The 25,314-nt window shown below is 67.6% G+C and carries 24 protein-coding genes and 2 riboswitches; of the genes, 10 read left to right on the forward strand and 14 right to left on the reverse strand.

Annotated elements, in window-relative coordinates; all coding sequences use genetic code 11:
• Window positions 1–22 precede the first annotated feature (22 nt).
• Window positions 23–904, reverse strand: a complete 882-nt coding sequence (gene coxB / locus J0J10_RS02370) for a cytochrome c oxidase subunit II (RefSeq protein WP_465247144.1) — start codon at window positions 902–904, stop codon at window positions 23–25.
• A 361-nt stretch (window positions 905–1,265) separates the two neighbouring features.
• Here coxB and J0J10_RS02375 point away from each other — a divergent pair, with 361 nt between their 5' ends.
• From J0J10_RS02375 to J0J10_RS02405, 7 genes are all read left to right on the forward strand, one after another.
• Entirely contained in the window at window positions 1,266–1,775 is a 510-nt protein-coding gene (locus J0J10_RS02375; protein WP_365877702.1) for an invasion associated locus B family protein, read from the forward strand.
• Complete coding sequence (locus J0J10_RS02380) at window positions 1,772–2,380, forward strand: hypothetical protein (RefSeq protein ID WP_291644967.1); 609 nt, start codon at window positions 1,772–1,774, stop codon at window positions 2,378–2,380. The genes J0J10_RS02375 and J0J10_RS02380 overlap by 4 nt, the downstream gene beginning before the upstream one ends.
• 196 nt (window positions 2,381–2,576) lie before the next feature.
• Window positions 2,577–2,676: riboswitch (glycine riboswitch) on the forward strand.
• 4 nt (window positions 2,677–2,680) lie between these two features.
• A riboswitch (glycine riboswitch) is annotated at window positions 2,681–2,776 on the forward strand.
• 57 nt (window positions 2,777–2,833) lie between these two features.
• The gene (gene gcvT, locus J0J10_RS02385) at window positions 2,834–3,997 is read left to right on the forward strand and encodes a glycine cleavage system aminomethyltransferase GcvT (RefSeq protein WP_291644969.1); all 1,164 of its coding nucleotides are present in this window, start codon (window positions 2,834–2,836) and stop codon (window positions 3,995–3,997) included.
• Between the two features lie 28 nt (window positions 3,998–4,025).
• The gene (gene gcvH, locus J0J10_RS02390) at window positions 4,026–4,400 is read left to right on the forward strand and encodes a glycine cleavage system protein GcvH (RefSeq protein WP_291644971.1); all 375 of its coding nucleotides are present in this window, start codon (window positions 4,026–4,028) and stop codon (window positions 4,398–4,400) included.
• A 160-nt stretch (window positions 4,401–4,560) separates the two neighbouring features.
• Window positions 4,561–5,901 carry an aminomethyl-transferring glycine dehydrogenase subunit GcvPA gene (gcvPA, locus tag J0J10_RS02395; RefSeq protein ID WP_291644973.1) on the forward strand — a complete coding sequence of 447 codons (1,341 nt, stop codon included), beginning with the start codon at window positions 4,561–4,563 and terminating at the stop codon, window positions 5,899–5,901.
• On the forward strand, window positions 5,901–7,475 hold the full coding sequence (gcvPB, locus tag J0J10_RS02400; protein ID WP_291638329.1) for an aminomethyl-transferring glycine dehydrogenase subunit GcvPB: 1,575 nt from the start codon (window positions 5,901–5,903) through the stop codon (window positions 7,473–7,475). Before gcvPA ends, gcvPB begins: the two co-directional genes overlap by 1 nt.
• A gap of 135 nt (window positions 7,476–7,610) precedes the next feature.
• Window positions 7,611–8,891 (forward strand): L,D-transpeptidase family protein, encoded by a 1,281-nt coding sequence (locus J0J10_RS02405; RefSeq protein ID WP_291644975.1) that lies wholly within the window; start codon window positions 7,611–7,613, stop codon window positions 8,889–8,891.
• A gap of 395 nt (window positions 8,892–9,286) precedes the next feature.
• Here the strand turns inward: J0J10_RS02405 and J0J10_RS02410 are convergent, their stop codons facing one another.
• The 8 genes from J0J10_RS02410 to J0J10_RS02445 all read right to left on the reverse strand — a co-directional run bounded on the left by J0J10_RS02410 (window position 9,287) and on the right by J0J10_RS02445 (window position 16,816).
• A complete protein-coding gene (locus J0J10_RS02410; RefSeq protein ID WP_291638325.1) occupies window positions 9,287–9,763 on the reverse strand; it encodes a F0F1 ATP synthase subunit B family protein in 477 nt (158 codons plus the stop codon).
• Between the two features lie 10 nt (window positions 9,764–9,773).
• On the reverse strand, window positions 9,774–10,403 hold the full coding sequence (locus J0J10_RS02415) for a F0F1 ATP synthase subunit B family protein (protein ID WP_291638324.1): 630 nt from the start codon (window positions 10,401–10,403) through the stop codon (window positions 9,774–9,776).
• A 61-nt stretch (window positions 10,404–10,464) separates the two neighbouring features.
• Entirely contained in the window at window positions 10,465–10,692 is a 228-nt protein-coding gene (locus J0J10_RS02420; protein WP_066468155.1) for a F0F1 ATP synthase subunit C, read from the reverse strand.
• 64 nt (window positions 10,693–10,756) lie between these two features.
• Window positions 10,757–11,518, reverse strand: a complete 762-nt coding sequence (locus tag J0J10_RS02425) for a F0F1 ATP synthase subunit A (protein ID WP_291644977.1) — start codon at window positions 11,516–11,518, stop codon at window positions 10,757–10,759.
• A gap of 40 nt (window positions 11,519–11,558) precedes the next feature.
• Window positions 11,559–11,909 (reverse strand): AtpZ/AtpI family protein, encoded by a 351-nt coding sequence (locus J0J10_RS02430; protein ID WP_291644979.1) that lies wholly within the window; start codon window positions 11,907–11,909, stop codon window positions 11,559–11,561.
• 220 nt (window positions 11,910–12,129) lie between these two features.
• Window positions 12,130–15,585: a chromosome segregation SMC family protein gene (locus J0J10_RS02435; protein WP_291644981.1), complete on the reverse strand. Its 3,456-nt coding sequence runs from the start codon at window positions 15,583–15,585 to the stop codon at window positions 12,130–12,132.
• 27 nt (window positions 15,586–15,612) lie between these two features.
• A complete protein-coding gene (locus tag J0J10_RS02440) occupies window positions 15,613–16,230 on the reverse strand; it encodes a DsbA family protein (protein WP_291638320.1) in 618 nt (205 codons plus the stop codon).
• Between the two features lie 88 nt (window positions 16,231–16,318).
• Window positions 16,319–16,816 carry a DUF721 domain-containing protein gene (locus J0J10_RS02445; RefSeq protein ID WP_291644982.1) on the reverse strand — a complete coding sequence of 166 codons (498 nt, stop codon included), beginning with the start codon at window positions 16,814–16,816 and terminating at the stop codon, window positions 16,319–16,321.
• Window positions 16,817–17,137: 321 nt separating this feature from the next.
• Here J0J10_RS02445 and J0J10_RS02450 point away from each other — a divergent pair, with 321 nt between their 5' ends.
• Window positions 17,138–18,238 carry a choloylglycine hydrolase family protein gene (locus J0J10_RS02450; protein WP_291644984.1) on the forward strand — a complete coding sequence of 367 codons (1,101 nt, stop codon included), beginning with the start codon at window positions 17,138–17,140 and terminating at the stop codon, window positions 18,236–18,238.
• Between the two features lie 104 nt (window positions 18,239–18,342).
• On the opposite strand, the gene J0J10_RS02455 is transcribed toward J0J10_RS02450, so the two are convergent.
• Both J0J10_RS02455 and J0J10_RS02460 read right to left on the reverse strand, forming a co-directional pair.
• Complete coding sequence (locus J0J10_RS02455) at window positions 18,343–19,191, reverse strand: SphA family protein (RefSeq protein ID WP_291644986.1); 849 nt, start codon at window positions 19,189–19,191, stop codon at window positions 18,343–18,345.
• A 289-nt stretch (window positions 19,192–19,480) separates the two neighbouring features.
• Window positions 19,481–20,281, reverse strand: coding sequence for a class I SAM-dependent methyltransferase (locus J0J10_RS02460; protein WP_291644988.1), 801 nt, complete (start codon window positions 20,279–20,281; stop codon window positions 19,481–19,483).
• A gap of 208 nt (window positions 20,282–20,489) precedes the next feature.
• On the opposite strand from J0J10_RS02460, the gene mutY reads away from it, so the two are divergent.
• Together mutY and J0J10_RS02470 are read left to right on the forward strand one after the other, a co-directional pair.
• The gene (gene mutY, locus J0J10_RS02465) at window positions 20,490–21,557 is read left to right on the forward strand and encodes an A/G-specific adenine glycosylase (RefSeq protein WP_291644990.1); all 1,068 of its coding nucleotides are present in this window, start codon (window positions 20,490–20,492) and stop codon (window positions 21,555–21,557) included.
• A 117-nt stretch (window positions 21,558–21,674) separates the two neighbouring features.
• Window positions 21,675–21,929 carry a GDCCVxC domain-containing (seleno)protein gene (locus tag J0J10_RS02470; RefSeq protein ID WP_291644992.1) on the forward strand — a complete coding sequence of 85 codons (255 nt, stop codon included), beginning with the start codon at window positions 21,675–21,677 and terminating at the stop codon, window positions 21,927–21,929.
• Window positions 21,930–21,941: 12 nt separating this feature from the next.
• Here the strand turns inward: J0J10_RS02470 and J0J10_RS02475 are convergent, their stop codons facing one another.
• The 3 genes from J0J10_RS02475 to J0J10_RS02485 form a co-directional block, all read right to left on the reverse strand.
• A complete protein-coding gene (locus J0J10_RS02475; protein ID WP_452116624.1) occupies window positions 21,942–23,144 on the reverse strand; it encodes a site-specific DNA-methyltransferase in 1,203 nt (400 codons plus the stop codon).
• 257 nt (window positions 23,145–23,401) lie between these two features.
• Window positions 23,402–24,013: a ribonuclease HII gene (locus tag J0J10_RS02480; RefSeq protein WP_291644994.1), complete on the reverse strand. Its 612-nt coding sequence runs from the start codon at window positions 24,011–24,013 to the stop codon at window positions 23,402–23,404.
• An 81-nt stretch (window positions 24,014–24,094) separates the two neighbouring features.
• Complete coding sequence (locus J0J10_RS02485; RefSeq protein ID WP_291644996.1) at window positions 24,095–25,285, reverse strand: PA0069 family radical SAM protein; 1,191 nt, start codon at window positions 25,283–25,285, stop codon at window positions 24,095–24,097.
• Between the last annotated feature and the right edge of the window lie 29 nt (window positions 25,286–25,314).

Here is a 25,314-nt window from a genome sequence, read left to right on the forward strand (position 1 = left end):
CGTGAGTTCAAGTCAATCGGGTTCAACGGGTCGCTTCAGCGACCTTGCCGGCGGCATCGGCCGCATTGGCGAATTTCTGCTTCGATTCCGCGAGCCACGCGGCATAGCGCTCGGCGCTGACGACCCGGAAGGCGATCGGCATATAGGCGTGGTTCTGCCCGCAGATGAACGAGCACTGGCCGTAGAAGATACCTTCGCGGTCGGCCCGGAACCAGGTTTCGTTGAGGCGGCCGGGGATGGCGTCGATCTTCACGCCGAAAGCGGGAACCGTGAACTTGTGGATGACGTCGGCGGCGGTGACCTGCACGCGCACGATCTTGCCGACCGGAACCACCGCCTCGTTGTCGACGGCGAGCAGGCGCGGAGCCTCGGCCGCGGCGATCTTCTTCGAGCTGATCGCCTCGGCGCGCTGCTTCTCGTCGAGCATCAGCGAATCGAAGCCGAAGGCGCCGCCTTCCTGCGGGTACTCATAGGACCAGTACCACTGCTTGCCGGTCACCTTCACGGTGATGTCGGCCTTCGGCACTTCGAGCTGCAGCTTGAGCAGGCGGAAGGAGGGAATCGCGACGACGACCAGGATCAGGACGGGGATGATCGTCCAGGCGACCTCGAGCAGGGCGTGGTGCGTGGTCTTCGCCGGCACCGGGTTGCGGCGCTCGTTGAAGCGGTAGGCGACATAGACGATCAGCGCCAGGACGAAGACCGAAATGGCGACGATCAGGATGTTAATCCAGTCGTGGAACCAGTGGATGAAGGTCGCGACTTCGGTCGCTGCGGGCTGAAGATTCATCTGCCAGGGCTGCGGCATGCCGTTCTGGGCCGATGCGGCGGCCGGGAAGAACGCGATCAACGTCGCGGCGGCAGCCGCGGCGGCGTCCCTGAGGGTCGAGGTCACAAATCGCATCGGTCCGACATAGCTCCTGTGATGCCGCGCCGGCCCCCGGTTCCGCCTGGGTCGGCTTGCACGCGTCCAGCCAGCCCTCGCAGGCTGACTTTCGTTCTTCGGCATTGCGATAAATCAAAGATCACGCTTGCGCCAGTGGGGCAATGATAGGCTGGCGCAAGGGCCGTGCGGCATAAGCACGCGAGGAGGTGCGGCATGAGCCGCACCTGGCCGATGGTTGCCCATGCGGCAGGTCGGCCGCGGGCATGCTTCGTCTTGACAGAAAAGGGGCCACATGGTCCCAACGCAGGTCTCGACTGGAGAGAACTCCCGGCCCCCGCCGCCGCTCGCGCGCGGCGCCCGACAGAGAGGAATGACAGGGATGCGCCATCTTTTTGGCCCCGCCGCAGCAGCCCTGGCGGTCGCCGGCTGGCTCTGCGCCGCGGCGCAGCCGGCCCAGGCGCAGGGCGCGGTGCGCTCCACGCATGGCGATTGGCAGATGCGTTGCGAGGTGCCCCCCGGCGCCAAGACCGAGCAATGTGCGCTGGTTCAGAACGTCGCCGCCGAGGACAGGCCGAATCTGACCTTGCTGGCGATCGTGCTCAAGACGGCCGATCAGAAGAGCCGTCTCCTGCGCGTCGTGGCGCCGCTCGGCGTGCTGCTGCCCTCCGGCCTCGGCCTCAAGATCGATGATAAGGATATCGGCCGCGCCGGCTTCGTGCGCTGCCTGACCACCGGCTGCGTCGCGGAGGTGGTGATGGACGATACGCTGCTCGGCCAGCTCAAGGGCGGCAAGAGCGCGACATTCATCGTGTTCCAGACGCCGGAGGAAGGGGTCGGCATTCCGGTTTCGCTGAATGGATTCGGCCCCGGCGTGGAGGCCTTGCCGTGATTGATATGCTTACCGGCCGCAAGGCCTGGCTCATTATGCCTGTGCTCGCCGGCGCGCTCGCCGGTTGCGGATCGTCGAGCTCCACCGGCGGGCCGAGCGCGATGCAGACATTCGGCAACATCATCGTTTTCCAGTCGACGACGCCGCCGCCCGTCGACCAGTTGCCCAAGGATCCCGAGGAAGAGTTGATCTGCCCGAGCGTGATCATCGCCGAAGGCGGGGCGGCGATCCGGGCCCAGTCGGGGCCCGACAGCGGGAGCCTGCGCCATCAGATCTCGATCCAGACGGTCGCTCGCGAATGCAAGGCCACCGGGCCGGGTGGCGGCTTCACCCTCAAGGTCGGGGTCGAGGGGCGCGTTCTGGCCGGGCCGGCCGGTGGTTCGGGCAGCCACAGCGCCACCTTGACGACGCAGGTGATCCGCAATGGCCAGGTCTTGGCCCGGCGTGCCTCGCGTGTCGGTGCGACACTCTCCTCCAGCCAGACCGGCGCCGACTTCACGCATGTCGAGGACAATATCGTCGTGCCGGCGGGCTCCGGCGAAACCGAGATCGTCGTTTCGCTCGGCACGGGCGGGGCCGATCCTGCGCGTCGCCGTCGCCGCTAGATCGCTGCGCGTCCGGCTGGGCGCGAAATCGCGATTCCCTTAGTTTTCAAGCATCGGGCCGGAGGTGGAAAGCCGCTTCCGGCCCGATTCGTTGGTGGTCGTCGCAGCGCGTCCGAAGCCGGCCGTGGACAGGCCGGCATCGGAGCGCCGGCTCGATTGACTTAAGATAGCTCTCAGCTATTGCTGCTCCAGCCGCATCATCCCCGCGGGAGAGACCGGAAACGGAGCAGTCCGTTTCCGGCGCCGAAGGCGCAACCGCCCCGGAAACGCTCAGGCAAACGGACCGCGTGGGAATTGGCGCTCTGGAAAGCGGCGAGCCGTAAAGGCTCGCCCACCGACGGGGGTAACCTTCCGGCCTGAGGCCGGTGGGGAAATCTCTCAGGTCCCGAGACAGAGGGGGCGCGCTCCGGACGATTCCGTTCGGGGCTCGCGCTCGATTCTGGAAGGGACGCCATGGCTGCCGAAGCCCGAGAGGCCGACGGAAACTCCGCAAGCGCCGAGGCGCTGCTCAAGACGCCGCTTCATGCCCGCCATGTCACGCTCGGTGCCCGGATGGTGCCTTTCGCGGGCTACGACATGCCGGTGCAGTATCCCAGCGGCATCCTGACCGAGCATGTCTGGACGCGCGAGAATGCCGGGCTGTTCGACGTCTCGCATATGGGCCAGGCCTTCCTGATTGGGCCCGATCACGAGACCACGGCGCGCGCTCTCGAGGCGCTGGTCCCCGCCGATATCGTCAATCTCCAGCTCGGCAAGCAGCGCTATACGCAGCTCCTGAACGAGGATGGCGGCATCATCGACGATCTGATGGTGACGCGCTCGGCCGATCCCGACGAAGACGGCGCGCTGCTTCTCGTCGTCAACGCCGCCTGCAAGCTCACCGATTATCCTCATATCGAAGCCCGCCTGCCGGCCAATGTGAAGCTGGTCCGGGCCGAGCATCGCGGTCTGATCGCGCTGCAGGGGCCGAAGGCGCAGGAGGCGCTGGCGGCGCTCAACCCGGAAGTCGCCGAGATGGGCTTCATGACGATGCGCACGCTCAAGCTCGGCGGCGTCAAGGCGAACGTCACCCGCTGCGGCTATACCGGCGAGGACGGCTACGAGATTTCTGCTGCCGCCGAGCGGATCGGCGAGATCTGGGATGCGCTTCTGCTGGATGGCCGGGTCAAGCCGGTCGGTCTTGGGGCCCGCGATTCCCTGCGGCTCGAGGCCGGCTTGTGCCTCTATGGCCATGACATCGACACAGCGACCTCGCCGGTCGAGGCCGGGCTGAACTGGTCGATCCAGAAGCGCCGGCGCGAGGAGGGCGGCTTCCCGGGGGCGGCCCGCATCCAGCGCGAATTTGCCGAGGGCACGGCGCGCGTCCGTGTCGGCCTGCTGCCGGAAGGGCGCGCCCCGGCCCGCGAGGGGGCCGAGATCGCGCTCGCCGACGGCACCATTGTCGGCAAGGTCACCTCGGGCGGTTTCGGTCCGACCCTGAACGGCCCCTGTGCCATGGGCTATGTCGCCAGGGAGCATGCGGCTCCCGGTACGAAGCTCGACCTGATCGTGCGCGGCAAGCCGCTGCCGGCGACGATCGCCGCCATGCCTTTCGTTCCCAACAACTACAAGCGCTGAGCTTCACCCTATTTCGCCGGAGGAAACCATGGCCGAGACCCGCTACACCAAGGACCACGAATACATCCGCATCGAGGGCGATACCGGCACGGTCGGTATCTCCGATTTCGCCCAGGGCCAGCTCGGCGACGTCGTCTTCGTCGAGCTGCCGGCAGTCGGCAAGGCGCTGGCGAAGGGCGCCGAGGCGGCGGTCGTCGAAAGCGTCAAGGCGGCGTCGGAGGTCTATGCCCCGGTGTCCGGCGAGATCGTCGCCGTCAATAGCGAACTCGAGGCCGCTCCCGGCACGGTCAACGAGGACCCGGCCGGCAAGGGCTGGTTCGTCAAGATCAAGCTCAAGGACCCGGCCGAGCTCGAAGGCCTGCTCAGCGAGGCCGAATACCAGGACTACGTCAAGACGCTCTGAAACCGTCATTCCGGGGCGGCCGCAGGCCGAGCCCGGAACCCATGACCACGACGCTTCGGAAAGAGGCGGCGCAGGTCGAACTGGCTTTCAACGACCTGAGTTCATGGGTTCCGGGCGCCTCGCTGCGCTCGGCCCCGGAATGACCCGAGGATGCTCCAGAATGCGCTATCTGCCCCTGACCGATACCGACCGTGAGGACATGCTGGCGCGCATCGGCGTGCCCGATGTCGATGCGCTCTTCTCCGATGTGCCGAAGGGCAAGCTGCTCAAGGACCCGCTCGACCTGCCGCGCGCCAAGGGCGAGCTCGAGGTCGAGCGCATCCTTGGCAAGATGTCGGCCAGGAACACGGCGGCCGGCGCAGTGCCGTTCTTCGTCGGGGCAGGGGCCTACAAGCATCATGTCCCCGCGACGGTGGACCATCTGATCCAGCGCTCGGAATTCCTGACCAGCTATACGCCCTACCAGCCCGAGATCGCCCAGGGCACGCTGCAATATCTCTTCGAGTTCCAGACCCAGATCGCGGCGCTGACCGGTATGGAGGTCGCCAACGCCTCGATGTATGACGGCTCGACCGGCACGGCCGAGGCGGTGCTGATGGCGCACCGCGTTACGCGCCGGCGCAAGGCGGTGCTCTCCGGCGGCCTGCACCCGCACTACACCCAGGTCGTCGAGACCCTCTCCGAAATGGCCAGCGACGAGGTCGTTGCGCTCGAGGCCGACGTCCGCGCTACCGAGGACATTCTCAGTCAGATCGACGACAGCGTCTCTTGCGTCGTCGTCCAGTCGCCCGACGTCTTCGGCAATCTGCGTGACCTCAGGCCGATCGCCGAGAAGGCGCATGCCCATGGCGCGCTGCTGATCGCGGTCTTCACCGAGGTCGTCTCGCTTGGCGCGGTGGTGCCGCCAGGCGCGCAGGATGCCGACATCGTCGTCGGCGAGGGTCAGTCGATCGGCAACGCCCTGAATTTCGGCGGCCCCTATGTCGGCCTCTTCGCCGCCAAGTCGAAATATATCCGCCAGATGCCGGGCCGGCTCTGCGGCGAGACCGTCGACGCCGATGGCCGCCGCGGCTTCGTGCTCACGCTCTCGACCCGCGAGCAGCATATCCGTCGCGACAAGGCGACCTCGAACATCTGCACCAATTCCGGCCTCTGCGTGCTGGCCTTCACCATCCACATGACGCTGCTCGGCCAGGCCGGCCTCTCCCGCCTCGCCGACGTCAACCACGCCAATGCGGTGAAGCTCGCCGATGCGCTCGCCGGCGTGAAGGGCGCCGAGGTGCTGAACGAGAGCTTCTTCAACGAGTTCACCGTGAAGCTCGCCAAGCCGGCCGCCGAGGTGGTTGAGGCGATGGCTGCGAAGGGCGTGCTCGCCGGCGTGCCGGTCTCGCGTCTGCTGCCCGGCGCCGGTCTCGACGATCTCCTGATCGTCGCCAATACGGAAGTGAATACGGATGAGGATCGGGCGGCCTTCGTGGCGGCGCTCGCGGAGGTGCTGTGATGCTGAACCGTCAGGGACGCCCGACTGCCGCCGGCGAGGCCGAGAGCCGCAGCCATGAGACCTTCACCGGCAATCGCGCGCTGCAGCAGATCGAGCCGCTGATCTTCGAGATCGGCCATCGCGAATCGACCGGCGTCGACATCGAGAAGCCGGCGCCGTTCAAGAGCCGCCTCGGCAAGCACGCCCGTCAGGGCGAGATCGGCCTGCCCGGTCTCTCCGAACCCGAGGCGATGCGCCATTATGTGCGCCTCAGCCAGAAGAATTACGGCATCGACACCGGGCTCTTCCCGCTCGGTTCCTGCACGATGAAGCACAATGCCCGCCTCAACGAGAAGGTGGCGCGTCTGCCAGGCTTCTCGGACGTGCATCCGCTGCAGCCGACCTCGACCGTGCCCGGCGCGCTCGAGCTGATGCTCGAGCTCGCCCGCTATCTGATGACGCTGACCGGCATGCCGGCGGTGGCGCTCTCGCCCAAGGCCGGCGCCCATGGCGAAGCCTGCGGCATGATGGCGATCAAGGCCGCGATCGCCGCCAAGGGCGAGGGCGCGACCCGCAATGTCGTGCTCGTGCCGGAATCGGCGCATGGCACCAATCCGGCGACGGCCGCCCTGATCGGCTTCTCGGTCAAGGCGGTCCCGGCCCGTCCCGACGGCACGGTCGCGGTCGAGGACGTCAAGGCGCTGCTCGGCCCCGAGGTCGCGGCGATCATGCTGACCAACCCGAACACCTGCGGCATCTTCGAGCCTGAGATCGTCGAGATCGCCGCGGCGATGCACGAGGCTGGCGCCTATTTCTACTGCGACGGCGCCAATTTCAACGCCATCGTCGGCAAGGCCCGGCCGGGCGATCTCGGTGTCGACGCCATGCACATAAACCTGCACAAGACCTTCTCGACCCCGCATGGCGGTGGCGGCCCGGGCGCCGGCCCGGTCGTGCTGTCGGAGCGGCTGGCGCCTTTCGCGCCCGTGCCTTTCATCCATGTCGAGGGCGGCAAGTCGCGTCTCGTCGAGCACAAGGGCGATGCCCCCGAGGGCAACGATCCGTTCGGACGGATGACCGCCTTCCACGGCCAGATGGGCATGTATGTCCGGGCGCTCGCCTATATGCTGAGCCATGGCGCCGACGGCATGAAGCAGGCCTCGGAAGATGCGGTGCTGAACGCCAACTATATCCGCGCCAGCTTGTCCGACCTGATGTCGCTGCCCTTCCCGGACCACCCCTCAATGCATGAGGTGCTGTTCGACGATGAGTGGCTGAAGGGCACCGGCGTCTCGACGCTCGATTTCGCCAAGGCGATGATCGACGAGGGCTACCATCCGATGACTGTCTATTTCCCGCTCGTCGTCCACGGCGCCATGCTGATCGAGCCGACCGAGTCGGAGTCGAAGGCGGCGCTCGATCTCTTCGTCGCGACCCTGCGCGATCTCGCCATCGCGACCAAGGGCAACGACAAGAGCCGCTTCACCGCCGCCCCGCATCACGCCCCGATCCGTCGTCTCGACGAGACCAGAGCCGCGCGCCAGCCAGTGCTGAAATGGGAAAAGCCCGCGCCTGTGAAGGAAGCGGCGGAATAGATTTCGCTGGCGGCGGGAGCGAAGAGCGCCCGCCGCTGCCCTTTCGTAACCTGCTTGGGCCTGCCTTAAGGCTTCCTTGACCATGTGCGAGGAATGCTTGGTTCCGTGCGTATTCTCGCACGCTGGAATCGGCTCATGCAGTGCGTTCGCCTTCGCCATTCTTTCGCCGCCGTGGTCGCCTTCGCGGCGATGCTGACGGCTTCGCGGGCCGAGGAGCCGGGCTATGGCCCGAAGACTTATGACCGGACGCTGGATGCGCTGGTGGCGCATGAGGACATCGCCAATCGCGGCGGCTGGCCCAAGGTGCCCGCGGGCGCGACCGCACTGAAGCCGGGAGTGCAAGGGCCGGATGTCGCGTTGCTCAAGCAGCGCCTGATGCTGAGTGGCGACTTGCCGCCGGCTTCGCTGCCGGGCGACATCTATGACGAGGCGGTGGTCACGGCGGTTAAGCGCTTCCAGAAGCGGCATGGCCTCTCGGAGCTCGGCACGGTCGGCCGCTTGACCCTGAAGGCGCTCAACGTCCCGGTCGAGGTTCGCCTCAACCAGCTTACCGCGACGCTGGAGCGGTTGAAGGGCAACGGCTTCAATTTCACCGAGCGCTATGTCGTGGTGAACATTCCCGGCGCCAGCGCCGAGGCGGTCGAGAACGGTCTCGTCCAGCGCCGCCATCTCGCCATCGTCGGGCGGCCGGACCGGCCCTCGCCGGTGCTCCAGACCAGCATCACCTCGGTCAACCTCAACCCATACTGGACGGTGCCGATGTCGATCGTGAAGGCCGACATCATCCCGCATATGCGCAAGGATCCGAACTTCATCGCCAAGTCAAACATGAAGCTGCTCGGCGCCGAGAACCGCGAGATCGATCCTGCGAGCGTCAACTGGGCCAGCCTGACCAACCCCTATTTCTACGTCCGCCAGGAGCCTGGCCCGACCAACTCGCTTGGCCAGATGAAGATCGACATGCCGAATGGCGAGGCGGTCTACATGCACGACACGCCGAAGAAGACTCTGTTCCGCAACGATGTCCGCTTCAACTCCTCGGGCTGCGCGCGCATCGAGGGCGTGCGCGATCTCGCGAGCTGGCTGCTCGAGGGCACCGAGTGGAACCTGCCTGCGATCGAGGCCGAGATCGCCAAGGGCGAGCGTAAGAACATCGTGCTGAAGAAGCCGGTTCCGGTCGCCTGGGTCTACATGACCGGCTGGCAGGACGCTGCGGGGCTGGTGCAGTTCCGCGACGATATTTACGGGCTCGATACGCCGCAAGGGATCGTCACTTCGACGATCCAGCCGCGCCGGCCGAAGCCCAAGCCGGCGGCGGTGCCGGCTGCCGGGGCAAGACCGGTCGCCGCCCGGCCGGCGGCGATGCCGATCCCGGCGGCGCGGCCGATCCTGCCGACGGCCTTGGCGGTTCAGTAAGGGGCGGGGAAGGGGGCTGGCGCGCAGCGAAGGCCCCCAGGGTTTTCCTTTGCCCAACTGCATTCCAATCCAGCTTAGAACTTCGTCATTCCGGCTGGAGCGAAGCGGAATGCCGGAATCCATCGTAAGGCTCGGCTTGCCCTTGGATGGATTTTGGAGCTGCGCCGCTTTGCGGTTTGTCCGGATCGGCGGCTCTGCCCGAACCAAGCTCCGTCTCCAGCGCGGCAAGAGAACAGGCGGGGTCGGGCGTTCGCTGAAGACTTTGCAGTGGTTCGCGGGCTCGCCGGCGGATGGCGAGCGAGATCCTGATCAGTAGAAGCGGGTCCCTAAACGAAGACGCCGCGGTCGTTGGACCGCGGCGTCTTCATTCGTTTCAGTCGCTTGCGCGTGGCGGCTCAGTTGAGCTTGGCCTTGACGTCCTTGAGGCCGGCGGCGACCAGATCGGCGCCGGCCTTGCCGGCGACCTGGCCTCGCAGGATGACTTCGGCAGCCAGGGTCGCGGCCTCGGCGGCGGCGGCGCGGACTTCCGCGGTCGCCTGGCTTTCGGCCTGGGCGATCTTGTCCTCGGCCGATTTGGTCCGCCGGGTCACGAACTCCGCCAGCTTCGCTTCGGCGTCCTGGGCGAGGCGCTCGGCCTCTTCCTTGGCGTTGGCGACGATGGTCTCGGCCTCTGCCTCGGCGGCCTTGCGCTTGGCCTCGTACTCGGCGAGCAGCTGCTCCGCCTCGTGCCGCAGCCGGCGCGCCTCGGCCAGTTCCTTGGCGACCAGTTCACCGCGCGCATCGAGCCCGGCGAGGATCTTCTTATGGCCGCCGACATAGACGACGATGCCGACGAAGACGAAGAACGCGATGCCTACCCAGAAAGTATCCATCTGTTCCTCCTCAGCGCGCCAGAGCGCTGTCGATGGCCTTGGCGGCCTCGGCGGCACTCGGTGCCTTGCCGGTCAGCTTCTCGACGATCGCGGCGGCCGTCTCGGCACCAAGATCGCGAACGCTTTCCATCGCCTTCGCCTTGGCGGCGGCGATCGAAGCTTCCGCCTGGCTGGCCTTGGCCGAGAGCTCGGCTTCGACCGTCTTGCGGCGCTCGTCCGACTGCTTGGCGCTGGTCTCCCGGGCGGTCTGGGCGATGCCCTGCGCACGCGATTGGGCCTGCGCCAGAGCCTGCTCATAGGCCTTCGCGCTGGCTTCCGCCTTCGCCTGGGCGCCGGCGGCTTCGTCGAGATCGCGCGACAATGCCGCGGCACGGTCGGCGAGAATCCCGCCGATGCGCGGCAGCGCCACCCTGGACATCAGCCAGTAGAGCGCGCCGAAGGAAACCGCGAGCCAGAAGAGCTGGCCGGGATAGGTCTTGCTGTCGAAGGGCGGGAAGGCGCCCTTGGCAGCACCGGTATCGCTCGCCGCGAGCGCCACCTCCGGCAGGATGAAGACCGCAGCGACCAGGGCGGTCGCGGCCGTCGTCCGGACGAGGTTCGTGGCAATGCCGATTTGCATCACGACGCCTTTCAGGCTCATCGGATTAGACACGCTCCCGCCGGGCGCGAGGGCCCTGCGGGAGCGGATGAAGTCGTCGTCCTCAGACCACGAAGAGCAGGATCAGCGCCACCACGAAGGCGAAGATGCCCAGACCTTCGGCGAGCGCGGCGCCGATGAAGGCGCGGCCGAACTGGCCGTCAGCGGCCGACGGATTGCGCAGGGCGCCCGACAGGAACTGGCCGAAGATGTTGCCGACGCCGATGGCGGCGAGGCCCATGCCGAGACAGGCGATACCGGCAGCGAGGTACTTGGCCGCAGTGAAATCCATGGTCTTTCTCCGAGTGAACTTAGGGCGGGTAAGGGGTGTTTAACTCTCGCGACGTCTGCGGGCCTTAGTGGCCCGGGTGCAGCGCATCGTTGAGATAGACGCAGGTCAGGATCGTGAAGACATAGGCCTGCAGGAACGCGACGAGGAACTCGAATGCGGTGAGCGCGATCGCCAGCAGCATGGGCAGCGGCGCGAGCACGATGCCGACGCCGATCGTGCCGGTCAGCATCACCACGAAGCCGCCGAACACCTTGAGCGCGACGTGGCCGGCCAGCATGTTGCCGAACAGACGCAGGCTCAGCGAGATCGGACGGGAAACGAAGGAGACGGCCTCGATCAGCACCATGAAGGGCAGCAGCCAGCCCGGCGCACCCTTCGGCACGAACAGGCCGAAGAAGTGGCTGCCATGCTTGACAATGCCATAGACCAGCACCACGCCGATCACCAGGAAGGCGAAGGCGGCGGTGACGACGATATGGCTGGTGACGGTGAACGAGCCGGGGATCATGCCGAGCAGGTTCGCGGTCAGCACGAACATGAAGAGCGAGAAGACGAAGGGGAAGAAGCGCATCCCTTCCTTGCCCATCACGCCCGTCAGCGTCGAGGCGACGAATTCATAGGACAGTTCGGCGAGCGATTGCAGCCGGCCGGGCACCGTGGCGCGCTGGCGCGAGCCGAAGAGCGTGATCAGCGCGATGACCGCGACGGTCAGCACCATGAACAGCGCCGAATTGGTGAAGGAAAGATCGAGTCCGAAGAGCTTCAGGCCGACGATCGGCTTGATCTCGAATTGGTGGATCGGATCGATACCGCCGCCGGCCGCCATTCTCTCAACCCTCTCAATGCGGCACTGGGCCGCGAAAAACTCAATCCTTGGGAGCGTTCTGCGCCCGTCCGGAGGTCGGCCGCGCTCCCAGTCGATAGACTGACCGGAAACCGGCGATGGTGCCGATCACCAGGAAGGCAATCAGCAGGAACGGCGAGGTTCCCAGCCACCGGTCGCCCAGATAGCCGATCAGGCCACCTGCGATGACGCCGCCAATGAGATCCGTCGCCGCACGAAAGCCGGAGGACATCGCGCCCGCAAGCACCTTGTCCCTGTTCTCCGCCTCGACCTTGGCCTCTTCGGCCTTTTCGGTCTGCCGCAAGGCGGCGGAGAGCGATTCCAGTCTCGTGCGCAACTCCGGATCACTAGGTGTCTTGTCCGGTTCGGACATGCCGGGCCTCTTCGTTTGACCGTGAGATTGGCACGGTCACGCCAAAAACCTTCGCACACCCATCCCGGCCCGTTCACCGAGCCGTCGTCAGCACGGCCTCCTTTATTGGCCGCCCATAAAGCTGTCAAGGCAGGGGTTTGGCATTCAACTAATTGAAGTAATTATATATTTTGCCGAGGTGCGGCATTTTTGCTGCATTGTCGCGCCGATTCTGCCCGATTCAGACGGCCTCGCGGATGCGCTCGGCGGTGTCGAGGTCGACCGAGACCATCTGGCTGACGCCGCGTTCAGCCATAGTGACGCCGAACAAACGGTCCATCCGCGCCATGGTGATCGGGTTGTGGGTGATCAGAATGAAGCGCGTCGCGGTATTGCGCGCCATCTCGTCGAGCAGGTCGCAATAGCGCTCGACATTGGCGTCGTCGAGCGGCGCATCGACCTCGTCGAGCACGCAGATCGGCGAGGGATTCGTCAGGAATACCGCAAAGATCAGGGCGGTCGCGGTCAGTGCCTGCTCGCCACCGGAGAGCAGGGTCATGACCTGCGGCTTCTTGCCCGGCGGCCGAGCGATGATCTCGAGCCCGGCTTCGAGCGGATCCTCCGAATCGACCAGGGAAAGCTCGGCCTTGCCGCCGCCGAACAGCACGCCGAAAAGCTGCTGGAAATGGCCGTTGACCACCTCGAATGCGGCAAGAAGCCGCTCCCGGCCTTCACGGTTCAGCGCGCCGATCGCCTGGCGCAGGCGCCTGATCGCCTCGGTCAGGTCATCCCGTTCGCTCGCCAGGCCCGAGCGCTTGCCCTGGACCTCCGAGAGCTCGTCCTCGGCCCGCAGATTGACGGCGCCGAGCCGCTCGCGCTCGGCTTTCAGCGCGGAAAGTCGCCGCTCGGTGGCCTCGAATTCGGGCAGTGCCGCTCCGGGCGCGAGACCGGCGAGCCCCCTGAGGCCGGCAATGTCGGTGTCGAGGCTCTCGACGATCTGGCGCACAAGGCCGGCGAGGCGTTGCCTGGCGGCTTCCAGCCTGGCCTCGGCGCTGGCCCGGCCCTCGCGCGCGCCGGCGAGGCCCTCCAGCGCCGCACGTGCCTGCCTGTCGGCCTCGGCCAATGCCGATTCGCCGGTGGCGAGCGCATCGGCCTCCGCTTTGCGCGCCTGCTCCGCCGATTCGATCCCGGCGAGCAGGCGCCGGCGCTCGACCAGGAAGGTGTCGGGCGCATCGAGCAGGGTCTGGCGTTCGGCCGTCGTCGTCGCGATCCGGCTCCTGGTCTCGGCGGCCGTCTGCTCGCTGGCGCCGGCCCGCTCGCGCCAGGCGCGGATGTCCTGCGCGATCGCTTCGCGCCGACGCGAGCGCAGCTCCGCCTCGCGGCCTTGCGTCTGTACAAGGGCTCGCGCTTCGGTGGCCGCGCCGCGGCGCTCGGCGAGTTCGGCCCGGACGGTCAGCAGGGTGTTTTCCAGCTCCACGGCCGGGGCCAGGGCGGCAAGGTCCTTTGCGGCGGCTTCAGCCTGGGCACCGACATCGCCGATGTTCTGGCCGAGCCGGTCGATGGCTTCGGTCAGGGCCGAGCGACGCGAAGCCGTCTCGCCCGCCTTGCGCTCCGCCGCGGCGGTGCGTTCGCGCGACTGGTCGAGCCGGCGCCTGGCTTCGCGCACCGATTCGAGCGCCTTCGTTTCCGCCTGGCTGGCTGTGCGGGCCCGTTCCGTCGCCGTGTCGAGCCCGGAGCGGGCCTGCTCGACCGCTTCGCGGGCGCGCTGCGCCGCGATCTCGAGATCGCCGAGCCGGTTTTTCTCGCTGAGCCGGCGCGCCGCCGGGGAGGGGGCTTCGGCCGCGCTGGTCAGCCCGTCCCAGCGCCAGACATCGCCTTCGCGCGACACCAGGCGCTGGCCGGGTAGCAGCGACGCACGCAGCCGGGCGCCGTCGCTACGGCTGACGAGCCCGATCTGGCGCAGCCGGCGCAGCAGGGCGGCGGGACCGCGCACATGCCGGCCGAGACTTTCTGCCCCTTCGGGCAAGGGCGGATCGGAATCGCCGGCGCCGGTATCGTCCCAATGCGCCGGTGCGGCAGGGTCGGCCGAGGCGTCGAGGTCGTCGCCCAGCGCGGCGGCGAGGGCTGCCTCGTAGCCCTTGGCCACGGTGATCACGTCGAGGATCGCCGGCCATCGGCCGCCGCTCGCCGGTGCGAGCAGCTTCTGGAGGGTCCGGGTTTCGGTATCGAGCCGTTGTGCCGCGCGGTCGGCCTCGGCCAGCGGCGTGCGCAGCCGGGTTTCCTCGTCGCGCGCGGCTGCCAAAGCGGCCCGGGCGGTGGAGGCAGCGCGATCGGCAGCCCGCATCGCGGTCTCGCCGGCGGCGACCTCGCGGCGTAGCCCTTCCAGAGTTACGGCGGTGCCGTCCTGATCGAGCGCCGCCTGGTCGCGCAGCAGCCGGTCGCGTTCGGTGGCATGGCGGGCCTCGCGCTCGCGGGCCTCGCGGATCGTCCGTTCAAGGGCGCCGCGCCGGGCCGTCAGTTCCGACAGGCGCTGCTGGACCGCCGCATGCTCGGCCTCGGCCGCGCTGAGCCGCATCTCGGCTGCAGCCAAACCGGATGCTGCCGACGGACCGGCCGTGGCCGCGGCTTCCGTCTCGCGCCGCAGCGCCTCGTCCTCTTCGCTCAGCCGGGCGAGCGACTGGCTCGCATCCCGACCGAGATTCTCCTGGCGGGCGAGATCGGCCTGCAATTCCGTAAGGCGCCTGCCGAGTTCCTCGCTGCGTTGCCTGGCCCGCCGGTTCTCGGCCTCGAGCTCGTCGAGCCCGCGTTTCAGCCGGACCAGGGCAGCGGCGGCCGCCGCCTCGTTCTCGCGCAGTTGCGGCAGGGCACGGGCGGCGATCGCCTGAAGGCGCGAAGCTTCGGCCTGGGCGCCGGTGCGCATGGCGACCTCGCGGACGGCGGCCTCCAGCGCGCGTTCGGCGAGCGCATCCTGCTCGCGCGCTTCGCCATGGGCGATCAGCGCCAGCACGGCCTCGGCCCTGCGGATGTCGGCGGCGAGGCTGCGATAGCGCGAAGCCTGCCGCGCCTGCCGCTGCAGCGCATCGACTTGGCCGTCGATCGCGGCGAGCACGTCCTCCAGCCGGGTGAGATTGTCCTCGGCGCCGCGCAGGCGCAGCTCAGCCTCGTGCCGGCGGCTGTGCAGGCCGGCGATGCCGGCGGCATCCTCCAGGATGCGCCGGCGCGATTGCGGCTTGGCGGCGATGATCTCGCTGATCTGGCCCTGGCGCACCAACGCCGGCGAGCGCGCGCCGGTGGCGGCGTCGGCGAAGAGCAGCTGGACGTCGCGGGCGCGGACCTCCTTGCCGTTGACGCGATAGGTCGAGCCTTCCTCGCGCTCGATCCGGCGCGTCACCTCCAGCACCTCGGCATCGTTGAAGGCAGCCGGGGCCTTGCGGTCGCTGTTGTCGAGGGTGAGGGCGACCTCGGCCATGTTCCGCGCCGGCCGCTCCGAGGAGCCGGCGAAGATCACGTCGTCCATGCCCGAGCCGCGCATGTTCTTGAACGAGCTTTCGCCCATCACCCAGCGCAGGGCTTCGACGAGATTGGACTTGCCGCAACCATTGGGCCCGACGATCCCGGTCAGCCCGGGCTCGATCGGGAATTCCGTCGGCTCGACGAAGGTCTTGAAGCCGGCGAGCTTGAGGCGCGTCAGATGCATCGGCGCGCCTCAGGCATTGCCGCGGGATCAGCTGCCGAGCAGCGGCTCGATGATCTTCTCGAATTCAGCGATGCTGAGTGCACCGGAACGCTTCTGCCCGTTGATGAAGAAGGTCGGCGTGGAGTCGACGCCGGCCTTGGCGCCGCCATCCTTCACCTGATTGATGGCTTCGTAAATGTCCTGGCGCTTCAGGCAGGCCTCGAACGATTCCTGGGTGAAACCGGCCTGCTTGACCATGTTCGACAGCGCGTCGACCGGCTTGTCGGTGAAGGCCCAGTTGCGCTGCTGGGCGAACAGCAGATCGGTCATCGGGTAATATTTGTCGTTGCCGTTGCAGCGCGCCAGCATGAAGCCGGCGGTGGCGAGCGGATCGAGCGGGAATTCGCGCAGGACGAAGCGCACTTTGCCGGTGTCGATATATTTGGACTTCAGGGCCGGCCAGGTGTCGCGATGGAAGGTGGCGCAATGGCCGCAGGTCAGCGACGCGTATTCGATGATCGTGACCTTGGCGTCGGGCTTGCCGAGCCAGACATCGCCGAGGGGGCCAGCGACACCGATGTCCTGCGCCTGCGCGCTATGGACGGACAGAAGGGGAGAAAGGGCCAAGGCGGCGGTGCCGAGCATCACTTGGCGGCGGCTGGTCATGGGCAGTTCCTTGATGGCGATGTCAGGTTGCGGACCATAATGGCCGCGAGGATTGTGGCAAGATCGGTTCGGGTCACTGCTGCGCCACTCACGAAGCCGTGTCGTCGCGGGCGTCCCGGCGCCGCTGGGCGATGCCCTGTCCCAGCCGGGCCAGGGCATCGCGCAGGCCGGCATCCTCGACCTGGGCCACCTGGGCCGCGATCCGGGCGAGTGTGGCCGCGTCCGGCGGGGCCGGAGGCAGGGGGCGGGGCGGCGGCGCGACCGGGCCCTGCTTGAGCACGAGCTTGCCGACGGCGCGCCAGCCGAGATGGGTGTTGACCCGCTCCAGCACCAGCGGCCCGAGTTGCTGCATCTCCAGTGCGAAGGCGCTCTCGACGCGCACCACCAGCGTCGCCGGATCGGCGGTCTCGCCGGGCGCGTTGCGCCGGCGCGGCCAGTCGATCTTGAGCGGTCGCGTCCGCTCGGCCAGGCGCTCGCCGACGATCTCCGGCCAGTAGGTCACGACCGAACGCCCGGCGAAGCCCTGCGCGGCCAGCGCCGGGGCGAGGCAGTCATCGATCAGTTCGGCGAGGGGTTTTGCGGCCATCCGCCATTTTGCGCGAGCAGCCGGGGGCATGGCAAGCCGATCCGGTCGATCACCCGCAAGCATCGGGCAGGTCGGGACGGCAGTATCGGGGGCAGGGGGTATGCCGGTAGATGCGTCAACGGCCGCCGCCCGGAAGCGGGCAGGTGTGGGCTGGGAGAGGGCCGCGGCCCCGGAGCGTCTGCCATTAAAGGTGGATTTACCGACCCTTCGTTTTTTCTCCGTGCTTTCGGACGCCTTCGCGCCTCCGTCCCGTGCCATTCACCGTTGTTGCAGATGTTGTCCTTAGGAAATGGCCGTGCATCAAACACGGAGAAAAATCGTATGCGCCCTTGGGTTCGAGGCCTCGCCAAGCGGGCCACCGCGGTGGTCCTGGCAGGCTGGGCGGCTGGCGTCATGCCGGCTCAGGCCTGCACCAATATCTTGCTGATGGCGGCTGACGGAACGCCGGTCTACGGCCGCACGCTGGAATACGCGCTCGAAACCCAGTCCGACGTCGTCGTCGTGCCGCGCAACCACCAATTCGTCGGAACCCGCCCGAACAACGTACCGGGCGCCAAATGGACCTCGCGCTACGCTTTCGTCGGCGTCATGAGCTTCGGCCAGCCTTTCGTCTCTGACGGCATGAACGAGAAGGGGCTCGCTGGCGGCGCCCTCTATTTCCCCGATTTCGCCAGCTATACTCCGCCGGCCAAGGCCGACCCGAATACTGCGCTCGCGCCATGGGAGTTCCTGAGCTGGGTCCTGTCGAATTTCGCGACCGTCGCCGAGGTCAAGGCCGCGCTCGACAAGGCGGTGATCGTCGATCTGCCGGCGCCGATGGTGAACTTCACGCTGCCCTTCCATTTCCCGATCCATGACGCGACCGGCGCCTCGATCGTGATCGAGCCGATCGACGGGAAGCTGAAAGTCTACGACAACCCAATGGGTGTCCTGACCAATTCCCCGCCCTTCGACTGGCACCTCAACAACATCCGCAACTACGTGAAAATGTCGCCGGTCGCGGCCGATCCGTTGAAGATCGGCGGAAAGACCTTCGAGCCGTTCGGCCAGGGCTCGGGCCTGCTCGGCATCCCCGGCGATCCGACGCCGCCTTCGCGCTTCATCCGCGCCCTCGGCTATGCCGCTTCCGCCAAGCAGCAGCCCGACGGCCCGCAGACCGTGCGCCTGGTCGAGCACATCATGAACAATTTCGACATCCCGATCGGCTTCATCGATTCGGCCGCGAAGGGTGGCGAGCTCGAATACACGCAGTGGACTTCGGTCGCCGACCTGCGCGCCAAGAAGTACTACATCAAGGGCTACCGGGATCAGGTTCTGCGGATGGTCGATCTCAGCAGCTTCGATCTCGATGCCAAGGGGCTGCGCGTCGCGCCGTTCAAGATCAACCTGACGCCGCCGCCGCTGGAATTCGCCAAGCCCTGACCTGGCGTATCGGTTCCGGGCGCGACATTACCCGTGGGCCCGGAGTCAAACTGAAGTTCTGAACGGCCGCGCCGGTTCTGCCAGCGCGGCCGTTCGTCAATCGCTCATCGCGCCGCTGACAGGGGGAGCGAGACCGTGAGCAGTCCCACGGTTCCGCGCGCCCGGTTCTCGACGCTGAATTCGCGCAGCACCTTGCTGCGGGTGGAGATCGGCGTCTCGCCGAGCTGGAAATTATAGGCGACCGTTCCGCCCAGGGCGGTGGTTCGGCCCTTGTACGGACCGAGCTGCGCACCGGCGCCGCTGTCGCCCGTGACCTGCTGGTAGTGATAGCCAATAACGCCTGCCGAAAGCGCGCTGGTGAGGGCCTTCGAGGCCGCCCATTCGACATGGAACTCGGTTCCTGTCCGGTAGTCTGTCGCGCGGTTCGTGCCGTTGAAGGTCACGCCGACGGCCGTGGAAAGGTCGATGCCCGTCTCGGGATCGAACCAGGTCAGGGCGCCGGAAAGATCACTCGCCCAGCGGTGGAAGGCGAGGTTGGCGAGCTGTCCGTCGCGATAATCGCCAGCCGGGGCATTGACCAGCGCGGTCGTGCTCCAATGGAATTTGCCGGAATGCCAGCCCAGAGTGGCGGACAGGACGGGATCGCCGACCATGGTTGCCGTGTCGCGTAGCGAGCTCCCGATGATGGTCCTCGTACGCGGCGAATCGATCTCGACGCCGGCCGAGACCGCGACGCGCCCGACGGGTAGGACGGCACCGACCGCGAAATTGCCGCCGAAAAACTCCCAGGGCGTCACCCAGGTCCCGTTCAGAAAGTCGGCGCGGGCCTGGCTGCGCACGTTCGCGATCACTCGGCCGCCCGCCGGAAGCGACTTCCGGGCATCGAGCTTGGCGTCGTAGGAATAGGTATCGCTCTCGAAATAGAAGCCGGGCGGTGGGAGGTACCCCGCCATCGGTCCGCGGCCTCCGAGCAGATAGAAGCCCGTGCCGTTCTCCGCCGCCCGTGCCGCATCAGGGGCCAGCGCACCACAAGCGGCGACACCCAGCACGGCAAGCGCCTGCGCCATCCGCAACCCGGACGGTTGCCGCCGGGCTCCTCTTCGCCGAAACATCCCCGTAGCCCCTGATCGCAACGTCGCCGTTGCCTCGGCGAATCGTTGTCGCGACGCTACTGGCTGAGACTTGCAGAAACCAGCGCGCGCCAGGCGTCGCACACGTGTTTCCGCAAGGTCGGGCGCTGCCTTAGGGAGCGATGCCGCGGCAGGCCCAGGCGGTGGCCGCGAAGGAGCGCGCGCCGTCCGGCTTTCCGGCTTCATAGGCGGCCCTGACGGCCTGGTTGAGCGTCGTCCGGCGCGTCTCATCGAGCCCCGCGACATATTTGCCGATCGGTCCCTCGCCGGCCGAGATCGGCTCCCAGTAATCGGCGAAATTCTCGTAGTCCATCCGGATCGTCAGTGCGCTTTCCGTGACGTCGCGCAGGCCCCGGGCGACGAAGCTCCGGCGCATCTCGCCGGGCCCGGTCATCGGCTGGAAGCAGTAGCGGCTGCGCGGTGCTTGCGCCTCCTCGTCGAGGGCCGCCGCCGTATCCCAGAGCATGCGCATGCCCGACATCCCACCGAAATGGTCCCAGACCGCTGCGGCGACCACGCCGCCGGAGCGTACGACCCGGCGCATCTCGGCCACCGCCTTGTCGGCCTCGGGCACGAAATGCAGCACCAGCAGCGAGAGCGCTCGGTCGAAGCGCCCATCCTCGAAGGGAATGGCCGTGGCGTCGCCTTGCCGGATCGTGACGCGCGCGTCGCGATTGCGCTGCTGCGCCTCCTCGACGAAGACCGGCGAGAAGTCGATCGCCGCGATCTCGCCGATCGCGGCCGCCTGCGGCAGCGCGAAGGTCAGGCTGCCGGTGCCGCAGCCGACATCGATGACCCGCTCGCCATCCTCGAGACCGGCGAAACGGATGAAGGGCTCTGCAAGCAAGCGACTCCAGCGGCCCATGAGGCGCTCGTAGCCGGCGGCGCTGCGGACATTGAAGCTCGACGACATCGTGCTGCTCCCTGCTCGCCCGGAAGCCCCGCTGCCGGTTCCGTGCCGCGGCGCGCAGCCGGCGGCGGGCGTCGGCGCACCCTTCGGAACCGGAGCGGGAGATTTTACCAGTCCGGGCGCCGGCGCAATGCGTCTTCGCTGGCAATTCAGGCTGAGGCGGATCGGTGCGCGCTCTTGCGGCCCGCCCGGCGCGCGTTAAACCGGGACCATGGACGCCATCGTTCGCCAGCCCGACGCCGCCGACCTTCTCGCCTGGTATGACCGGCATCGCCGGGTGCTGCCCTGGCGCGCCTTGCCGGGTGAGCAGGCCGACCCCTACCGGGTCTGGGCCTCCGAGATCATGCTGCAGCAGACCACCATCACGGCGGTGAAGCCCTATTTCGAGCGCTTCATGGCGCGTTTTCCGACTGTCGAGGCACTGGCCCAGGCGCCGTCGGACAGCGTGATGCAGGCCTGGGCGGGCCTCGGCTACTATTCCCGCGCCCGCAACCTGCATGCCTGTGCCAAGGTCGTGGCCAGCCAACATGGCGGCCGTTTCCCCGACACCGAGGAAGGCCTGCGCGAATTGCCCGGCATCGGCGCCTATACGGCCGGCGCCGTGGCCGCGATCGCCTTCGACCGGCCGGCAGCGGCCGTCGACGGCAATGTCGAGCGAGTGATGACCCGGCTCTTCGCGATCGAGGAGGAGATGCCCGGCGCCAAGCCGCTGGTCCGCGGGCGCGTGCTGGCGCTGATGCCGGATCGTCCCGGCGATTTCGCGCAAGCCCTGATGGATCTCGGCGCGACGATCTGCACGCCGCGCTCACCAGCCTGCGGGCTCTGCCCCTGGCGCGAGCCCTGCCGGGCCCGCATCGCCGGCACGCAGGAGACCTACCCGCGCAAGGCGGCGAAGAAGACCGGCAAGACCCGCTATGGCGCGGCCTTCGTCGCGCGGCGCGAGGATGGCGCCGTGCTGGTGCGCACCCGTCCGGTCAAGGGGTTGCTCGGCGGCATGGTCGAGGTTCCCGGAGGCGAGTGGCGGGCCGACTATCCGCTCGGCGAGGCTTTGCGCGATGCGCCCCTGGCCGCGCAATGGCGCCGGCTGATGGTACCGGTGCGGCACGTCTTCACGCATTTCCCGCTGGAGCTGACGGTCTTCGTCGCCGCGCTGCCATTGGACGCGCAGGCGCCCGATGGCATGCGCTTCACCCCCTTCGCGAGGTTGCGGGAGGAAGCCTTTCCGAGCGTCTTCCTCAAGGCGCTCGAAGCCGGGCTGGAGGCGCTGCAGCGACGTTGACGGCATGGAAGGCCGGTGGCCTGTCCCGTCACCACATGTTCTAATCCCGGTGCCGGCATTGCTGCCGCAGGACGAAGCGCGCCATCTGGCTGGCCGCACGAATTGCCAGAGGCCGCGATGACCGAAGCCGAGCAACCGATCGCCGGGCCCGAGCTTCACAGCGAGATCACCTGCCCGGAGTGCGGACACCGCAAACGCGAGGCGATGCCAGAAGGCGCCTGCCAGTTCTTCTATGAATGCGAGTGGTGTGGCAGCGTGCTGCGGCCGAAACCGGGCGATTGCTGCGTGTTCTGCTCTTACGGCTCGGTGCCCTGTCCGCCGATCCAGCGCGATGGGCGGTCATCCGGCGCAGGCGGTTGCTGCGCCGGATGATAATTCAGTCCGTCAGGCCGCGGCCATCTGTGCCCGGATCTCGCCGCGCAGCGCGTCGAGCAGCACGGGTTCGCCCTCGCGCTCGACATGCCAGAAGGTCCAGCCATTGCAGGCCGGCAGTCCCTGCGCCAGCGCGCCGACCTTGTGGATCGAGCCGACGACCGGATCGAGCAGCAGCGTGCCGTCGGCGCGGATCAGCGCCTCGTGACGCCGCTTCACGTCGAACACCCGCTCGCCTGCCTTGACCAGCCCGGCCTCGACCAGGCTGAGGAACGGCACGCGCGGCTCGCTGCGCTTCGACGGCGCCGTGGCGAAGGCGGCCGGCGGCAGCGGCTCGACCGCGTCGATGCGGGCACGCGCCGCACGGGCATAGGCCTGCTCGCGCTCGATGCCGATGAAATGCCGGCCGAGCGCCTTGGCGACGGCCCCGGTCGTCCCGGTGCCGAAGAACGGGTCGAGCACGACATCGCCGGGATTGCTGGCCGAGAGCATCACCCGGGCGAGCAGGGCCTCGGGCTTCTGCGTCGGGTGGACCTTGGCACCGTCCTTGTCCTTGAGGCGCTCATCCCCGGTACACAGCGGCAGGTACCAGTCCGAGCGCATCTGCAGGTCGTCATTGCCACCCTTCAGCGCCTCGTAATGGAAGGTGTATTTCGACTGCTCGCCGCGCGCCGCCCAGATCAGCGTCTCATGCGCGTTGGTGAAGCGCCGGCCACGGAAGTTCGGCATCGGGTTGGCCTTGCGCCAGACGATGTCGTTCAGCATCCAGAAGCCGAGATCCTGCAGGATCGAGCCGACGCGGAAGATGTTGTGATAGGAGCCGATCACCCAGAGCGCGCCATCGGGCTTGAGCACCCGGCGGCAGGCGGTGAGCCAGGCCCGCGTGAACGCGTCATATTCGGCGAAGGACGAGAACTTGTCCCAGTCGTCGTCGACGGCGTCGACGAGGCTGTCGTCGGGCCGGCGCAGATCGCCGCCGAGCTGGAGATTATAGGGCGGGTCGGCAAAGACCATGTCGACGCTGGCCGCAGGCAGCGAGTCGATCGCCGCGACGCAGTCGCCGACGATGACCTGGTCGAGAGGCAGTGCCGGAAAAAGGCCCGTTTTGGATGGAAGGCTCTTGGCCTTCATCCGGGCCCCCAATGCGGGCCGTCCGGTACGCGAGACTTGAATCCGGACGGCGGCATTGGCGGTCCCGGTACGCGAGATACTCATGACGCCCAGACCGTTACGCAACTTCAACGGTCATGATCTTGGGCCGGTCAGGGTAAAGACCGGGTTTCCGGCTTGAAAAAAATGCGTCCCATTCTGGGGCTGCAAGATTTGCCTAGTCCGTTGAATATGTTGATGAATCGGTAACGGAAGTTAAGGAAGGGTAAGCGGTGCCTGCCTGCCGTTGCGGCAGTTTGGAAAGCCGCTTCGCTTGCCGTCGCGTGCCGATCGAGAGATCGGATTTCGCCTGGACGCAGGCGTCAACGCGTCCAGACGCCCTTCACCGGTGCGAAGGAGTAGCGATGCGCCGGGCAGGGGCCGTGCTCCTTGATCGCGGCGCGGTGCTTCGCGGTGCCGTAGCCGGCATGACAGGCGAAGCCATAAGCCGGATAGCGCTGGCCGAGCCGTGCCATCATGCGGTCGCGCGTCACCTTGGCGATGATCGAGGCGGCGGCGATCGAGCAGACCAGGGCATCGCCGCCGATGATCGCCTCGCAGGGGCAGGGCAGTGCCGGCGGGTCATTACCGTCGACGAGGACGAGGCCGGGCGCGAGCGACAGGGCCGCAACCGAGCGTCCCATCGCCAGCAGCGTCGCCTGCCGGATGTTCAGCCGATCGATCTCGATTGCCGAGGCGCTGCCGATGCCGACGGCGAGCGCCTGCTGGAGGATGGTGTCGAACAGCACCTCGCGCCGCGGGGCGCTGAGCAGCTTCGAATCGGCGAGCCGGTCCGGGATCGCCTGCGGATCGAGAATGACCGCTGCCGCCACGACCGGGCCGGCGAGCGGACCGCGGCCGACCTCGTCGACGCCGGCGACGAGTTGGCATCCCTGCGCGATGGCGCGCGCCTCATGGCTGAAATCGGCGAACATGGCGGCAGCCTATGCCAGATCGCGCCGCTGCGGTCTGCCCTGACGAGGCCGGCTTCCACAGTGCAGCACCGGCCGGCTTCGTCAGAACAGGCTGAGCTGCGCCTTCTCCTTCTCGGGCTTGACGAAGAGGTCGCTGCGCAGCCGCAGCCGCGCCGTGTTGAAGCCGAGGCGTTCGGCCGCCATCTCGAAGCGCCGGCCGATCATCCAGGCATAGGGGCCGGAGCCGACCTGGCGCTGGCCCCAGGCCGCGTCGTAATCCTTGCCGCCGCGCGTCGAGCGGATCAGCGAGACGACATGGCGCATCTTGTCGGGATGGTGGGTGACGAGCCAGTCCTGCACCAGGTCCTTGACCTCGAGCGGCAGGCGCAGAAGCACATAGCCGGCCTCGCGTGCCCCCGCCGCCCTGGCGGCGTCGAGGATGCGCTCGATCTCGTGCTCGTTCACCGCCGGAATGATCGGCGCCACCAGCACGCTCACCGGAATGCCGGCCTCGGACAGCTTGCGGATTGTTTCCAGCCGCTTCGACGGCGCTGCCGCCCGCGGCTCCATGCCGCGCGAGAGCTTGGCGTCGAGTGTCGTCACCGAGAGCGCGACCTTGACCAGACCCTTCTCGGCCATCGGCGCGAGGATATCGATATCGCGCTGCACCAACGCCGATTTGGTGACGATGCCGACCGGGTGGTTGAACTTGGCCAGGACCTCCAGGATCTGGCGCATGATCCGCAGCTTCTTCTCGATCGGCTGATAGGGATCGGTATTGGTCCCGATCGCGATCGTGCGCGGCTGGTAGCTCGGCGAGGACAGCTCCCTTTCGAGTAGCGCCGCCGCATCCGGCTTGGCCGTCAGCTTGGTCTCGAAGTCGAGGCCCGGAGACAGGCCGAGATAGGCATGGCTCGGCCGGGCGAAGCAGTAGACGCAGCCATGCTCGCAGCCCCGATAGGGATTGATCGAGCGGTCGAACGAAATATCCGGGGAGTCGTTGCGTGTGATGATGGTCCGCGGCTTCTCGAGCGAGATCTCGGTCTTGAACGGCGGCAATTCGCCGAGCGAGCCCCAGCCATCATCCTCGTCGAAGCGCTGCTCGGCCTCGTAGCGACCGCCCGGATTGAGCGTCGCGCCGCGCCCGCGCCGCCGCTCCGGATCGATGCGGTGGCCGGCAAACGCCAGCGGGTCGACCGGCGCGATCCGGGCGGAGATCGAGGCCGGCTCGGCATCGCGGCGCTTCAGCGCCTGCGTCGTCGGCGGTCTCGCGGAGGGGCGAGCTTGGGCCATGGGATTTCTCCTTGCCGGAATCGCCGGCT

The organism is Allobosea sp. (assembly GCF_017308075.1).
In the GTDB taxonomy this organism is placed as follows: Bacteria; Pseudomonadota; Alphaproteobacteria; order Rhizobiales; family Beijerinckiaceae; genus Allobosea.

Coding starts and splice junctions, on each gene's coding strand:
- J0J10_RS02475 (WP_452116624.1), bottom strand. CDS start 23,144: ATGAGTATCTCGCGTACCGGGACCGCCAATGCCGCCGTCCGGATTCAA.
- coxB (WP_465247144.1), bottom strand. CDS start 904: ATGCGATTTGTGACCTCGACCCTCAGGGACGCCGCCGCGGCTGCCGCC.
- J0J10_RS02480 (WP_291644994.1), bottom strand. CDS start 24,013: ATGTTCGCCGATTTCAGCCATGAGGCGCGCGCCATCGCGCAGGGATGC.
- J0J10_RS02485 (WP_291644996.1), bottom strand. CDS start 25,285: ATGGCCCAAGCTCGCCCCTCCGCGAGACCGCCGACGACGCAGGCGCTG.
- mutY (WP_291644990.1), top strand. CDS start 20,490: ATGGACGCCATCGTTCGCCAGCCCGACGCCGCCGACCTTCTCGCCTGG.
- J0J10_RS02430 (WP_291644979.1), bottom strand. CDS start 11,909: ATGTCCGAACCGGACAAGACACCTAGTGATCCGGAGTTGCGCACGAGA.
- J0J10_RS02375 (WP_365877702.1), top strand. CDS start 1,266: ATGCGCCATCTTTTTGGCCCCGCCGCAGCAGCCCTGGCGGTCGCCGGC.
- J0J10_RS02405 (WP_291644975.1), top strand. CDS start 7,611: ATGCAGTGCGTTCGCCTTCGCCATTCTTTCGCCGCCGTGGTCGCCTTC.
- J0J10_RS02450 (WP_291644984.1), top strand. CDS start 17,138: ATGCGCCCTTGGGTTCGAGGCCTCGCCAAGCGGGCCACCGCGGTGGTC.
- gcvPA (WP_291644973.1), top strand. CDS start 4,561: ATGCGCTATCTGCCCCTGACCGATACCGACCGTGAGGACATGCTGGCG.
- J0J10_RS02425 (WP_291644977.1), bottom strand. CDS start 11,518: ATGGCGGCCGGCGGCGGTATCGATCCGATCCACCAATTCGAGATCAAG.
- gcvT (WP_291644969.1), top strand. CDS start 2,834: ATGGCTGCCGAAGCCCGAGAGGCCGACGGAAACTCCGCAAGCGCCGAG.
- J0J10_RS02455 (WP_291644986.1), bottom strand. CDS start 19,191: ATGGCGGGGTACCTCCCACCGCCCGGCTTCTATTTCGAGAGCGATACC.
- J0J10_RS02470 (WP_291644992.1), top strand. CDS start 21,675: ATGACCGAAGCCGAGCAACCGATCGCCGGGCCCGAGCTTCACAGCGAG.
- gcvPB (WP_291638329.1), top strand. CDS start 5,901: ATGCTGAACCGTCAGGGACGCCCGACTGCCGCCGGCGAGGCCGAGAGC.
- J0J10_RS02435 (WP_291644981.1), bottom strand. CDS start 15,585: ATGCATCTGACGCGCCTCAAGCTCGCCGGCTTCAAGACCTTCGTCGAG.
- J0J10_RS02445 (WP_291644982.1), bottom strand. CDS start 16,816: ATGGCCGCAAAACCCCTCGCCGAACTGATCGATGACTGCCTCGCCCCG.
- J0J10_RS02420 (WP_066468155.1), bottom strand. CDS start 10,692: ATGGATTTCACTGCGGCCAAGTACCTCGCTGCCGGTATCGCCTGTCTC.
- J0J10_RS02460 (WP_291644988.1), bottom strand. CDS start 20,281: ATGTCGTCGAGCTTCAATGTCCGCAGCGCCGCCGGCTACGAGCGCCTC.
- gcvH (WP_291644971.1), top strand. CDS start 4,026: ATGGCCGAGACCCGCTACACCAAGGACCACGAATACATCCGCATCGAG.
- J0J10_RS02415 (WP_291638324.1), bottom strand. CDS start 10,403: ATGAGCCTGAAAGGCGTCGTGATGCAAATCGGCATTGCCACGAACCTC.
- J0J10_RS02440 (WP_291638320.1), bottom strand. CDS start 16,230: ATGACCAGCCGCCGCCAAGTGATGCTCGGCACCGCCGCCTTGGCCCTT.
- J0J10_RS02410 (WP_291638325.1), bottom strand. CDS start 9,763: ATGGATACTTTCTGGGTAGGCATCGCGTTCTTCGTCTTCGTCGGCATC.